This window comes from Occallatibacter gabretensis, assembly GCF_001449115.1.
In the GTDB taxonomy this organism is placed as follows: domain Bacteria; phylum Acidobacteriota; class Terriglobia; order Terriglobales; family Acidobacteriaceae; genus Telmatobacter; species Telmatobacter gabretensis.
Genome location: NZ_LAIJ01000002.1, coordinates 341,423 through 354,863, shown reverse-complemented (window position 1 = coordinate 354,863; position 13,441 = coordinate 341,423). Strand labels below are relative to the sequence as shown.

Genomic DNA, 13,441 nt, shown 5'->3' with positions numbered 1-13,441 from the left:
TCCGAGGGTCGTGCTGGGAATCCTGACGGATTCTTGAAGGCGACAGAATATCCTCAACAACTTACGGAGCATAGGGATTCTTGAGAATACCCGAGTATTCCCAAGAATCCCTGACGGATCGAAGGTACATATGTCCCTCTTCAACGATGATGCGATGGTCGAAAAGGCACAGCAGCGGGCATCATTTCGTCTCACGAATGTCTCATCGAAGCTGAGCCGAAGCGAAGCAGAAAGACTCGATTTGCTCGCCAAAAAGCGCGGCCAGCAACGTGGAGAGTTCATCCGCCGGCTCATCCTTGACGAACTGATACGAGATAGCGGAGCCCCCACCGCCAGCCCTGAGTTGAGCGAGATCGTGGGGATTCGGCTCATGCTTACCAACCTCCTGAAGCCGCTCACAACCGGCCTCAAAATTACGCCCGAGGTGTTCGACGGAATCATGGTCGAGGTCAAGAAGCGGAAGACTGCGCTTGCAGTCGAGACGAAGCAAGACCTGGAGCGTGCATAATGGCAGGTCAACAGTGGGGTCGCAAAGAAACTGTCATTTTCCCGCCGCATTCCGCCATCTACACCTATGGCGCGGTATTCCTTGCCTTCGTGATGACCGGGTGCTTTCTGTATGTTCGTTTTGCCTACGGCCAGACACCCTTACAGCAGTTCTACACGCCGATGTACGCACGATCGGCGGCGGGCGCGGCACTCAATAAGAAGGATAAATATCAACTGCTCTACATCGGTGACGGCACCAAGATGGGACAACTCGCCGTCGAAGCCGACGTACAACAAGGCACCACTTCGGCCCCCGGAGGCAAGCATATCCCGCTTGCGCTTTCGAGCGCTGCGGAAGCGCGTGGGCTCCGAGCACTCTATCGCGGGCCGCAGCAGCCATACCTCGACAAGTCCATGCACGAGTACCTCAAGACCAGCGTCTTCCAGGGCGACCAGCTCAGGGACATCTACAAACTTCCGATCCTGTTTGGCTTCCTCTCACTGCTCGCCCAGCTCCCACTTTCTATACGCAAGGACATAAAGCGCAGGAAGCAAATAAAGTATGGGCGGCTCTTGAAAGGGCCAGTGCTTCTGACCCCAAAAGAGTTCAACGAGACGGTGCAGGGTGACGGGATTGGCTTCAAAACTACCGAAGCCAAAGAGATGATGAGGATACCGCTGAGGGCCGAGGCGCAGCACATTGAACTCATGGGCGACACCGGGGCGGGGAAGACCAGCCTCATCATGCAGATCCTCCGGCAAATTCAGGACAGACAGGAGATGGCTATCGTCTACGACCCGGCTTGCGAGTTCATTCAAAGGTTCTACGATGCCGATCGTGGAGACATTGTGCTCAACCCTTTAGATGCCCGCTGCCCCTACTGGGGGCCGTCTGAGGAGCTTCGCCGGAAGGCGGAAGCCAAGGCGATTGCAGCCTCGCTCTACCAGCCGACCAGCGACAAGAAGGGTGAGTTTTTCACCGAGACGCCACAGAAAATCTTTGCCCATCTCCTCACCTTCGGGCCGACCCCGACGCAGTTGGTCGCTTGGCTCTCCAACCCGGGTGAGATCGACAAACGTGTGCTCGGAACAGAGATGCAGGCCATGATTGCTAAAGGCGCACAGCAGCAGCGCAACGGCGTCCTGGCTTCGCTCGGACTGGTAGCGGACAGCCTACGGATGCTGCCCACCAAGGAGCAGTCGAAGACGACGTGGAGTGCCACGGAATGGTCCGAGACGCGTAAAGGTTGGATCTTCATCACCTCTAGCGCGACTGAGCGCGAAGCCCTCCGTCCCCTTCACAGTCTTTGGATAGACCTCTTGGTTCTTAGGCTGCTAACCGCCCCGCAAGGTGCTCAGAAGCCTGTGTGGTTTGTATTGGACGAGCTGGCGAGTTTACAGCGTCTCCCTCAGCTCCATACGGCCATCACCGAGAATCGGAAGAGCCAGAACCCGCTGGTTCTCGGCTTCCAAGGAAAGGCCCAGCTTGAAGTGATCTACGGCCACCTGGCCGAGGTGATGCTCTCCCAGCCGGCGACCAAAATCTTCCTCAAGACCACTGAGCCGAAAGCAGCGGAATGGGTGTCGAAAGCCATCGGCAAGATCGAGATTGAGCGGATGAAGGAGACGCATTTCGACGGTACCCGTTCCGGCAAGAACTTCACCTTGGACCGTCAGGTAGAGCCGTTGGTCATGGACTCTGAAATCTCCGGACTGGAGAATCGGCACGCCTTTCTCAAGCTGGGAAACAACGTCGCCCGCTTCCATTTCGACTACATGGAGGTGCCCCAGAGGACTCGCGGCTTCATCGCCCGCGACATGGAAGACGATGCTCTGGGCTTCGATCCGATCACCCTTATACCGAAGACTCAACCGGCGCGGCAGCCGACGATTGACCTGGAAGCCGAGGTGCCGAAGGTGAAGGCGGGTGACTCTACAAAGGTGGAGGATGCCGTCGTGCCGGTGGCTGATGAACCAACCGAAGAAGAGCTTGCGGTGACTCGAACTGACCCTGATTCTCCCGTGGACTCTGGCGAAGTTCAGGACGAAGTAGGGGTCCAGTCAACGCTCGACTTTGTGGGACGGTAGGGCCGTATGCTCACTATTTCCAAACCAATCAGCTCCGGCCAGGCACAGACGTACCACGCCAAGGAGTTCACGTCTGCCGAGCAGAACTATTGGAAGCAGGGCGACACGATTCTTGGAGAATGGCAGGGTCAGTTGGCCGAGAAGTACGGCCTAGCCGGAGCCATCGACGCGCGACACTTCGCTCGCCTTAGCGAAGGCCAGAACCCCCATACCGCCGAGCAGTTGGTCAAGCATCGGAAGGGCCAGGAGTACACGACCGCAGACGGAACGACCGTAAAACCAGTGGAGCATCGTGCGGGGTGGGACGCGACGTTCTCGGCTCCAAAGTCCGTCTCGCTGACTGCTTTGGTAGGCGGAGATGATCGTGTTCGCGAGGCTCACCGGCAGGCCGTAACCATCGCCCTCACGGAGTTGGAGCGGTACACTCAGGCGCGCATCGGCGGCAACAATCCCGCCGAGACCACCGGCAAGTTCATCGTTGCCAAGTTCGAGCATGACACCGCCCGCCCGGTCGACGGCTACGCCGCACCCCAGCTCCATACCCACGCCGTCATCCTCAATATGACCGAGCGGTCCGATGGCTCGACACGCGCACTTCAACCCCAGGGTTACTTCGATAGCCAGCAGTTTGCTACCGCCGTTTATCAATCCGAACTAACATACCGTCTCCGCAATCTCGGCTACGAGATTGAGGCTGGCAAGAGCGGGGCTCCCGACGTAAAGGGCTACACCCCCGAGTACCTTGAAGCGTCCAGCCCACGTCGCCAGCAGATCGAGGAAGCTATTGCGCGGAGCGGCTTCAGCGGGCCGGAGGCAGCGGAGATTGCGGCGCACAACACCCGCGACCGGAAGGAAATTCATACTCCGTCCGAGGTGATCGCCGCTCATAAGCAGATTGCGGCCGAGTTCGGCAACCAGGCAGATCATGTGGTTGCAGCGGCCAGAGAACGGGCGGAGGGGCTTGCACCGAATCGAGTCCCGGATGCGCAGAGCAAGAGCGGGTTGTCGTCGACCACTACGATGTCGTTCATACGATTCATAATCGGTGTCCTCTTTGGGTTCTTGCATTGCTTGAAACCTAGAGAGATCAAAACAGGTGAAGTCCAGCATCACCATCAGACGATGGTGTTGATCGAGACCTTTGTCGCGGTCTTTCTTTTACCGGTTGCGGCGCTAACAATGGGTGAAAGATCGTCACGAGCCATTGGCTTCCAGAGAACCTAAGAAGCTCACTCGACACGAAGGTATTGCGCAATACCTTCGTCCAATTGTTCCGGCTCCATCCTTCTGGTCATATCGGGTCATGCCAATCGACACACTCGGCTGGCAAGAGATTTCTCGGAGACAGAAGATGAAAATTCTGATGGTAATCACATCCCACGATCAACTCGGCGATACCGGTCGCAAAACTGGATTCTGGCTTGAAGAGTTTGCAGCTCCTTACTTCGTCTTCAGAGACGCCGGAGTCGAACTCACTCTCGCGTCACCGAGAGGCGGTCAGCCGCCTATCGATCCAAAGAGCGATTTGCCTGAAAATCAGACGGATTCAATGTCGCGCTTCAAAGAAGACAAGAGCGCACAGAAAGCACTTTCACAGACGGTTCTCCTCGCGAGCGTGAAATTCGAAGAATTTGACACCGTGTTTTACGTTGGTGGGCATGGACCAATGTGGGATCTTGTTGACAATCCCGTTTCGATCGCCTTGATTGAGTCTTTCTATAACTCCGGAAAGCCGGTTGCCGCCGTGTGTCACTCGCCCGCGGTGTTTCATCGGGTAACGATCGATGGCGAGTTGCTGATCAAAGGTAAACGCGTTACCGGCTTCACCAATGGTGAAGAAGAAGCCGTCCAACTCACCCACGTTGTTCCGTTCCTGGTCGAAGACGAGTTGAAGCGGATAGGTGGGCTCTACGAAAAAGCCCCGGACTGGCAGAGCTTTGCCATCGTGGATGGCCGTTTGGTAACAGGCCAAAATCCAGCTTCCTCGACCGCTGCCGCAAAGGCGCTTCTCAGCCTGTTTCCCAACCAGAGCGCCTAAGCGTTCTCCACGCAAGTGCCTTGAAGTGAATTCATCAGCACGCACCGGAAGAAAGAGGGACTTGAAATGGCAGACAAAAAGACAGTTATCGTTACAGGAGCCTCGCAAGGTATAGGAGCCGCGATCGTATATGCGTTCCTGGAGCGCGGCTACCAAGTAGTCGGAACCTCACGGCAAATTAGCAGTGCGGGATTCGCAGCCTCACCGCACCTCGCGCTCGTGGACGGCGACATCGGGGAGCTGGCCACTGCAGAAAAGATCACGCAGATCGCTTTGGCCAAGTTCGGTTCAATTGATCACGTGGTCAATAATGCAGGCATCTTCTCGACCAAACCCTTCACCGACTACACGGTTGAGGACTTCCGAAAGTTGATCTCTACGAACCTGGAAGGCTTCATCTTCACCACACAGTTAGCAGTCAAGCAGATGTTGGCGCAAGGTGTCGGCGGGAGCGTGACAACTATCACGGCGGCACTTGCTGACAATCCGATTGCAGGCGTCACAGCTTCAATACCGATGATCACCAAGGGCGGCCTAAACGCCATTACTCTTAGCCTTGCGAGCGAGTACGCCAAGGACAACATCCGTTTCAATGCGGTGGCCCCAGGCGTTGTCGACACTCCTCTTCATACGAAGACGCCGAGGGACTTCATGAAGTCCCTCTCGCCGATGGGCACCATTACGGACGGAAAAGATGTTGCCGACGCTGTCATTTATCTGACGGAAGCTCGGCACGTCACTGGGGAGGTGCTGCACGTGGACGGCGGTGCACACTCAGGAAAATGGTAGGGGGCCCGGGTTTGCTGCAGAGCGGCGCGGACCAGCGGCTGAAGGATCTTGGAATTGAACTTCCGGGCGCACCGACTCCATTTGGTACGTACGTTGAGGTGTTACAGACCGGCAACCTATTGTTTCTGAGTGGAATGCTTCCAGTCGTCGATCACAAGCCCAAGTATCTTGGCCGGCTTGGAAAGGAACTCGACGTTGAAGCGGGGAGGGATGCCGCCTACATTGCGGCGTTGGGCGCACTTGCGGCAACGAAACAACACCTTGGTTCTCTTGATCGAATTGCTCGTGTCGTGCGACTGGGAGTATTTATTGCAACTTCTGGGAACTCTGTTGACCAGCCGAGGATCGCGGATGCGGTGTCCGATCTCTTTCGCGACGTCTTCGGTGTCGCGAGGACTCCAGTGCGGATGGTGATAGGAGTTGCCAGCCTCCCGTTGGGCATGCCGATTGAACTCGAAGTAATCTTCGAAGTCTTAGAGGAGTCGGTATGAAGCATCTACTTGCGGTCTCATCGCTCACGATCGCCGCTGGGATAGCCTCCGCCACGCTTGTCGGCGCACAGCGTTCCGAAGTCGAGCGTTCTCCAATATACGGGGTCACCGTTCCAGTCGGCTACAGGAACTGGGAGTTTGTTGCCCCATCCCACGAGGCAGGCACTCTTGTTGAGCTGCGATTGATCGTCGGAAACAAAGGAGCAATGAAAGCTTATCGAGCGAATGCGCTCCCATTCCCAAACGGCACGGTCCTCGTGAAACTCGCTTGGAAACACGTGCCGCTCACGATGCCGTCCGATCTCTCCGCCCCGCCGCAGGCCTATGTTCCCGGGGATGCTACGACGGTGCAAGTGATGGTCAAGGATGCAAAGAGATATGCCTCGACCGGCGGCTGGGGATTTGGCCGGTTCACCAATGGCAAGGCAGCCGATGTTGCACAACACAATACATGCTTTGCTTGTCACGAAGCCAACGCTAAAGATCATGACTACGTATTCACGCGATACGCACCATAGGTGCCGAACTCGTAAGCATCGTCGACTAGGAGAAGTAGCAACTTCAACATTCACCGAAGTTTAGGAGACATTATGACATCCACAGCAATTGCAGTAGCGACAATGAAGGTTGCCCAAATCGGTAAGCCAGGCAAGGGTTTTGAAATTGTCGAGCGTGAACTTCCCGAGCCCAGCGCGGGCCAAGTACGAATCAAAGTGCAGGCATGCGGTGTTTGCCATAGCGATGTCCTCACCGTCGAAGGACAGTGGCCTGGAATTCAGTATCCGCGAGTCCCGGGACATGAAGTGGCCGGCATCATCGACGAAGTTGGAACCGGCGTTTCCGCATGGACGAAAGGACAGCGTGTGGGTGTTGGTTGGCATGGCGGCCACGACAACACTTGCCAGGAATGCAGGCGTGGAGACTTCCGCAATTGCAAGAATCAGCAGATCACAGGTATCAGCTACGACGGCGGGTACCAGCAGTACATGGTGGCGCCGATCGAGGCACTTGTATCGATCCCCGATGATCTCAACGACACCGACGCCGCACCGTTGCTTTGCGCCGGTCTAACGACCTACAACGCTCTCCGGCATAGTGGCGCGCTGCCCGGCGACCTTGTCGCTGTTCAGGGGATTGGAGGCCTAGGCCATCTCGGTATTCAATTCGCTCACAAGTTCGGTTTCAAAGTCGTAGCAATCGGACGCGGCGCTGAAGATGAGACCTTGGCGAAAAAGCTTGGTGCCACCGTCTACATCGATTCGAAGGTAGCGGATCCAGCCGAGGTGCTCCAGACGTTGGGTGGCGCTAAAGCGATTCTCGCCACGGCACCCGACTCAAAGGCAATGTCGAAGTTGGTTAGCGGGCTCGGTCCGAACGGGAAGCTAGTCGTTATCGGAGTCTCCTTCGATCCCATAGAAATAGCGCCCGTCCAGTTGATTGGCGGCAGTAAATCCGTTGAGGGTTGGGCTGCGGGTACTCCAGCGGATTCTGACGACACGCTCCGGTTCGCTGAACTCAGCGGCGTTCGACCAATGATCGAAACCTACCCGCTCGAACAGGTCGCGCAAGCCTATGAGCGCATGCTCAGCGGCAAAGCCCAATTCCGAGTTGTCCTCACAATGTGACGTGAAGGACAACAGAGCGGGAGCAGCACAGCAGCACGAATCGAGTAGGAGGACGCGATGCGCATTCTTAGATGGTCCTGGTTGTCGTGGTTTCTTCTGGTGTGCTGCTTGGTATCGGTTACATCTGTTTCGGCACAGTTGCAAGGAAAGGAACTTCCCATGAAGTACCCAATCGCCTACCGAACGATAGAGGTCGATGGCCTTTCCATCGCGTACCGAGAGGCGGGGCCAAAAAATGCCCCGACCCTACTCCTATTGCATGGACTTCCTTCGTCATCACGAATGTTCCAGCCCTTGCTGACGAGACTGGCAGACAATTACCACCTCGTCGCACCTGACTACCCCGGTTTTGGCCACAGCGATTGGCCCGACCCCAGGCAATTTGCCTATACCTTTGACCATCTCGCGAGCGTGATGAACGACTTCACGCAAGCATTGAAATTGTCGCACTACACACTCTATATGCAGGATTACGGGGGACCGGTAGGATTCCGCATGGCACTTGAGCACCCGGAAAGAGTGGATGCCCTTGTGGTTCAGGACGCAGTAGCGCACAACGAAGGCCTTGGAGAAAGCTGGGCAACACGTAGGGCATTCTGGGCAGATCGGCCAGCTTATGAAGAAGTGTTGCGCACGAATCTGTTGTCACTTGCAACCACGAAGACCCGCCATATCGGAGACGATCCGAACCCTGCGCTTTATGATCCCGATCTTTGGACCGACGAGTATGCGTTCCTTAATGCTCCCGGGCAGGCGCAGATTCAGAGCGACCTTTTCTACGACTACCGCACCAACGTTCAGGCATACCCGAAGTGGCAAGCGTGGATGCGCGAGACCAAACCTAGGCTTCTTGTCTTCTGGGGCAAACACGATCTGTCGTTCGATCCAGGCGAACCCGAACGCTATCGAACCGACGTTCCCCAAGCAGAGATCCACATACTTGACGCCGGCCATTTTGCGCTAGATACAAAGGCAGATGAGATTGCTGTACTGCTTCGCAGATTCTTGGAAGGTCAGAACTAGGGCCTAGGTTGTTGCATGTTTCTCAAACACACCGATGCGGATAGCGTCGGCCTTAAAGGGAGAAGACTATGAGTGTCATCGTCGAAGAAAAAGTTACAGTCGCTGCGAGTTCGAACACGGCCCAAACCGCCTCGCTTTCTGCAGTCCAGCGCATTGGAGCTTTCACACTTGCAGCGAAAGCGGAACAGCTGAAGCCAGATATTCGGACGCTCTACAAGCGTAATATTTTGGATAGCCTAGGGTGCGCAATCGCAGCTCAGCCCGGACCGCCCTTCATAGCGTTGCGCGAACAGTTCGAAGAATTCAGAGCTCCCGGTCTGTGCACCCTCATCGGTGGGGGCAAGACATCCATCGATCAGGCGGCTTTGTATAACTCTGGGCTTGTACGCTATGTCGATCTTCTCGATAGCTACATGTCACCAGGTGGCCTCTGTCATCCGAGCGATAGCTTCGGGGCCGTCCTGGCGGCGGCCGAACTGGCAGACGCGACGGGTGAGGAATTCATGCTTGCGCTGGCGGTGGCGTATGAGGTCATTTGCAGGTTCACTGCGGCCGTCCCGGTCATGGCCAAGGGCTTTAACCATGCCATACAGCTGGCCATGTCTGTGGCCGCCGCAACCGGCAAACTGCTCGGGCTGTCCGACGAGCAGATCGCGAATGCAGTTTCGATTGCTACGGTCGACAATATCTCGCTCGCCTGTGTGCATGTTGAACCCGTATCCCAGTGGAAGGGATTTTCACCGGGAATGACGGGGATGCGCGCAGTGTATGCCGTCTCAATGGCCAAGCATGGGTTCACAGGTCCAAGTGGCTTGTTTGAAGGCCCAAAGGGGCTTGAACAAATGTTCGGTCAGCCGATCGTCGTGGATTGGGAAAACCCTTCGCTTGGATTCATCACGCAGACCGTCTTGAAGAAATATTCATCCCTAATACACGGCCAGCCGGTGTGCGAAGCGACGTTGGATCTCAGGCGAACCTATGGCTTAACCGGAGCTGAAGTTGATCATGTGCGTTGCGACATCTTCGAGGCGGGCTTCGATTTTGCGGGTGGAGGAAGCTACGGACCAAAAGATCATGTTTGGGTCAAGGAGCAGGGCGACTATAACCTCAAATACCTCATCTCCGCCGCGTTGCTCGATGGCCAGGTAGGACCGGCGCAACTCAACCCCGCGCGAATTCAATCGCCAGATGCACAGGCGTTGGTAGCCAGGGTACAAGTCTGTCCAGACGCAGAACTTACGGCGCGGTTCCCCAAGGAACTCGCCGCTCGCGTCACAGTCTTCACGAAGGACGGGCGCACTCTAGTCAAAGAGCATCTTGGTTATGAAGGCGGCTTGGACAACCCTATGTCCTGGGATCGGACCGTTGCGAAGTTCCATTGGCTAAGCGAATCCTTTGCAGATGAAGCGTTGCGAGGGAAGATCATAGAAGCCGTTCAACAGCTTGACTCGAACCCAATTTCGCATTTGATTGGACTTCTTGCCCAGGTTCGGCGCACTGCGGTCTTCCCAAAGACTCACCCCGGAATCCAGTAGGTCCACTGCGACTTGCAGTCGCCGCGATTGAACCCAAACAGCGAGGCTGCGTCTTTCGCCAACCCCCGCAAGACGCAGCCTTGAATCGCATGGCCGAAACAACAAGGTAGCCAAGCTATGGACGACAGAAGCATAACCTCGTGGAAACGAACCAGAGTCACTTCTGCTCTGGGCATTGAATACCCAATCATTCAAGGACCGCTCGGCGGCCTCTCATCCCAGCGACTCACAGCCGCGGTTTCAAACTACGGTGGACTCGGGTCGCTTGGAGCACATAGCCTCGAACCGCGCATCATTCAGGAGCGAATCGACGAAATTCGTTCTCTTACCAACAAGCCATTCGCTATAAACCTCTGGATATCTATGGAGGACGCCGCCGCCGTGTCCTCGGGGGCAGGAGCCTTCCAGAAGGCGCTCTCCCACATATCTCATCACCTGGATCGCGTGGGTGCAACTGCACCTTCCTACGCTGCATATGAGCCACTTCGCTTTGAGGACCAGGTGCGTGTCCTGATAGACGCCAAAGTTCCGGCTTTCAGCTTCATTTACGGTTTGCCGCCGAAAGAAGTTCTTGATGAATGCAGACGGCTTGGCATCATCATGATGGGGACCGCCACCACCGTGGACGAAGCCAAGGTATTGGCTGATGCAGGAGTCGACGTTGTTGTCGCGTCTGGCTTCGAGGCGGGCGGACATCGCGGATCGTTCATACGGAAAGCAGAAGATTCGCTGATGGGCACCATGTCTCTGGTCCCGCAGGTTGTGGACGCTGTGAATATTCCGGTAATCGCGGCTGGCGGAATAGCGGATGCCAGGGGCGTCATCGCGGCGTTTGCTCTTGGGGCCGAAGCAGTGCAAGTCGGAACCGTGTTCCTGGCCTGTGAGGCTTCCGGGGCGAGTGACCTTCACCGGAAGACACTCCTGAGCGGTAAGGCAGCGGTCACTGGCCTCACTCGGGGATTTACCGGTCGGCTCGCCCGCGCGATCAAAAATGAGTTAATGGACGAGCTTAATGCAGATCACGCGGAAATCCTGCCATATCCACTGCAGCGCCATCTGATTCGCAATCTGTCGATCGCCGCCGACAGAGCTCGGGATGAATCTTTGCTGCCCATGTGGTCGGGGCAAAGCGCTGCCCTTATCAGATCAACCGAGGTTGATGCAGTGATGGACTCGATGCTTAGGGATATTGCAGGCCCCTTGGATGAATTGCTTCGATGGAAACATCATTGAAGGCGATTGCGGTGGATGCCCAGGCGTTCCTAACGTGCTAGATGAACCGATCGTATTGAAAAAGGAGACATTTATGCGAAGTGCATTCATTTGCGTAGCTGACCAGCAAGACTCACTCAGCTTGCTCCGGGACGAAAAGCTGGTCATTCGGGCGAAGATCGGTGACGGATCTGCATACGGAGAACTTTGCCGTCGCCACTCCGGTATGGCGACACGGATCATTCACCGAATCGTTAGAAACCACGAAGACACTGAGGACATTCTTCAGGAAGCGATGCTCAAAGGGTATCGCCATTTAGAGGGCTTCGATGGTCGTGCCAAGTTTTCGACTTGGTTCACACGGATCTCTGTGAATTGTGCGCTCATGCTTCTTCGGAAGAGGAAGTCTTGCCACGCCCAGTCGCTTCAAGAATTCACGCGAGGTGAGAGCGGAGAATGCTTTCAATTTTCAGACGGTTCGCCGAGTCCTGAGAGCATCGTGGCGAAAGCTCAACTCTCACTGCGACTAAAGCGAGCCATTCGAGGGCTCCCGCCCGTCTTGCGTGGTGTGACAGAGATTCGTCAGTCAGGGGATTTTTCGGTAAGCGAAATTGCAGGCATAGCTGGCTTGAGTGTCGCCGCTACGAAGTCTCGCCTACTTCGTGCAAGGAAGGAACTCACCGTCAGAATGGTGCCGCTGGCTCAACGTCCAAGCGCTTTTAGCGGCGCGCGGGAACTTCCGGCCAAATTGATTGGCACCAAGGCACCGATTCTCGCGTTCGTGTAACTGGCAGTCGCTCGGAAGGAACGTAGGACATGAATGCCACGATAATCCGAGTTCTTAACATGATCAGCAGTCTGCGCATGGCATTTCTCGTGCTCGCTGGGGTCTTAGTAGTTCCGCATGGAGAAGCGCAAGTGGGTTCAGGCGCTCCACAGGCTTCAGCGCATGTACAGGTCCAGTCAAAGGCCGATGACCCGACCGAGGCTCCAAGTGCCTTTCCGGGCCAAGCACTCGATCAGGATGTGGCTGTGCTATCGAAAGTGCCTGCAGATCCGCTGTTCCACTCTGATCCGTTTCATGTGGTTCTCAAGCCCACCGATAGCGCAATGAACGATCTGCGCAAGGCAAAGGGCCTCAGTTTCGCGGCAACATACACTGTTCTGAATCAGTACGCCACCGTGACGCCAGAGGGTGTTCGACATAATTGGGCTACCGGGCGCTTCGATTTAGCGGGAGGCTGGAAGGCTTACGATCACGGTGGGAATGCCGGCTCGTTCAGTCTGCTTGTTCGATCAGGAACGAATATGGGTGTAAGCGAGCAGTTCAATCTCAGCGATGCACTCGGGTCCGGCTTGACCCTGAACTGCCTGCCCGGAGGCGGTCCTCAAGAACCTATCACTCTAAACGTTCTGTACTACCGTCAAGACTTTTTCCGAAAGAAGTTCGCTTTCTATATCGGCAAGATTCATCCAAACGAGTTCATCAGCCTGAGTCTCTATAACAACGATGAGCGCACCCAGTTCCTGAATGCGGAGAATGACGGCAACTTGACGGTGCCTTCCGATGGGACATACGCGGGAGGCTCCGCACTCGAATATCAAGCAACTGAGCATGTCTACATCCATGCCGTAACCGTCGATACGGAGGGCGCACAGCAAACGAACCTGAAGACACTTGCCGACAAGAAATACATGAACGCAGTTGAGTTCGGTTGGAAGAGCGGCTCTCCAACGAAACAAGAGCACCTTTACCGCGTTCTCGTGTGGAGGCAAGATACAGCTCACATGGGTAGCGGCGCCGGGGTGGGCTTCGGTACAGACTATGAGCTAAAGAGTGGCTGGGTGCCGTTCGGACGTGTCGGTGTCGCGACTGATAAAGGTTCGAATATCAAGCGCGTAGTTGATGTAGGAATCGTGAATATTCGACCCTTCGGTCGTCGCGGCGACATGTTCGGTGCCTCCTTCACGCTTACAGACCCCAGCCATGCAGCTCTGCATCACGAAAGCCTCTTTGAGTCCTTCTACCGGGTGAGGATGACTCAAAGTCTCGAACTTGGCCCTGATCTTGAGGTGTCGATCCATCCTGAAAACAGTGCAAAGAAGTACAGTACAGCGCTTCTCGGTGTCAGGATGCGAATCATTTTCTAA

General features: G+C 55.8%; 13 protein-coding genes and 1 pseudogene. 13 read left to right on the top strand and 1 reads right to left on the bottom strand.

Features of this window, described 5'->3' with window-relative positions; genetic code table 11:
* The first annotated feature begins 130 nt into the window (after positions 1-130).
* The 11 genes and pseudogenes from VO84_RS03435 to VO84_RS03385 all read left to right on the top strand — a co-directional run bounded on the left by VO84_RS03435 (position 131) and on the right by VO84_RS03385 (position 11,311).
* A complete protein-coding gene (locus tag VO84_RS03435; protein ID WP_058185870.1) occupies positions 131-508 on the top strand; it encodes a ribbon-helix-helix domain-containing protein in 378 nt (125 codons plus the stop codon).
* Positions 508-2,577: a type IV secretion system DNA-binding domain-containing protein gene (locus VO84_RS03430; protein ID WP_082661662.1), complete on the top strand. Its 2,070-nt coding sequence runs from the start codon at positions 508-510 to the stop codon at positions 2,575-2,577. The genes VO84_RS03435 and VO84_RS03430 overlap by 1 nt, the downstream gene beginning before the upstream one ends.
* Before the next feature lie 6 nt (positions 2,578-2,583).
* Positions 2,584-3,529 (top strand): annotated as a pseudogene (gene mobF / locus VO84_RS03425) (MobF family relaxase); the annotation flags it as partial.
* A 399-nt stretch (positions 3,530-3,928) separates the two neighbouring features.
* Positions 3,929-4,615: a type 1 glutamine amidotransferase domain-containing protein gene (locus tag VO84_RS03420; RefSeq protein ID WP_058185869.1), complete on the top strand. Its 687-nt coding sequence runs from the start codon at positions 3,929-3,931 to the stop codon at positions 4,613-4,615.
* 66 nt (positions 4,616-4,681) lie between these two features.
* Positions 4,682-5,404, top strand: coding sequence for an SDR family NAD(P)-dependent oxidoreductase (locus VO84_RS03415; RefSeq protein WP_058185868.1), 723 nt, complete (start codon positions 4,682-4,684; stop codon positions 5,402-5,404).
* Between the two features lie 11 nt (positions 5,405-5,415).
* Positions 5,416-5,895 carry a RidA family protein gene (locus VO84_RS03410; protein WP_231737757.1) on the top strand — a complete coding sequence of 160 codons (480 nt, stop codon included), beginning with the start codon at positions 5,416-5,418 and terminating at the stop codon, positions 5,893-5,895.
* Positions 5,892-6,413 (top strand): cytochrome P460 family protein, encoded by a 522-nt coding sequence (locus VO84_RS03405; RefSeq protein WP_058185866.1) that lies wholly within the window; start codon positions 5,892-5,894, stop codon positions 6,411-6,413. The genes VO84_RS03410 and VO84_RS03405 overlap by 4 nt, the downstream gene beginning before the upstream one ends.
* A 72-nt stretch (positions 6,414-6,485) precedes the next feature.
* Positions 6,486-7,520: an alcohol dehydrogenase gene (locus VO84_RS03400; RefSeq protein WP_058185865.1), complete on the top strand. Its 1,035-nt coding sequence runs from the start codon at positions 6,486-6,488 to the stop codon at positions 7,518-7,520.
* A gap of 159 nt (positions 7,521-7,679) precedes the next feature.
* Entirely contained in the window at positions 7,680-8,543 is an 864-nt protein-coding gene (locus VO84_RS03395) for an alpha/beta fold hydrolase (protein ID WP_058185864.1), read from the top strand.
* Between the two features lie 68 nt (positions 8,544-8,611).
* Positions 8,612-10,078, top strand: coding sequence for an MmgE/PrpD family protein (locus VO84_RS03390; protein WP_082661660.1), 1,467 nt, complete (start codon positions 8,612-8,614; stop codon positions 10,076-10,078).
* Between the two features lie 117 nt (positions 10,079-10,195).
* Positions 10,196-11,311: an NAD(P)H-dependent flavin oxidoreductase gene (locus VO84_RS03385; RefSeq protein WP_058185863.1), complete on the top strand. Its 1,116-nt coding sequence runs from the start codon at positions 10,196-10,198 to the stop codon at positions 11,309-11,311.
* Between the two features lie 112 nt (positions 11,312-11,423).
* On the opposite strand, the gene VO84_RS22990 is transcribed toward VO84_RS03385, so the two are convergent.
* A complete protein-coding gene (locus tag VO84_RS22990; RefSeq protein ID WP_231737769.1) occupies positions 11,424-11,606 on the bottom strand; it encodes a hypothetical protein in 183 nt (60 codons plus the stop codon).
* Here VO84_RS22990 and VO84_RS03380 point away from each other — a divergent pair.
* Together VO84_RS03380 and VO84_RS03375 are read left to right on the top strand one after the other, a co-directional pair.
* Entirely contained in the window at positions 11,529-12,077 is a 549-nt protein-coding gene (locus VO84_RS03380) for an RNA polymerase sigma factor (RefSeq protein ID WP_231737767.1), read from the top strand. The genes VO84_RS22990 and VO84_RS03380 overlap by 78 nt on opposite strands.
* 245 nt (positions 12,078-12,322) lie before the next feature.
* Positions 12,323-13,441 carry a carbohydrate porin gene (locus VO84_RS03375; RefSeq protein WP_231737756.1) on the top strand — a complete coding sequence of 373 codons (1,119 nt, stop codon included), beginning with the start codon at positions 12,323-12,325 and terminating at the stop codon, positions 13,439-13,441.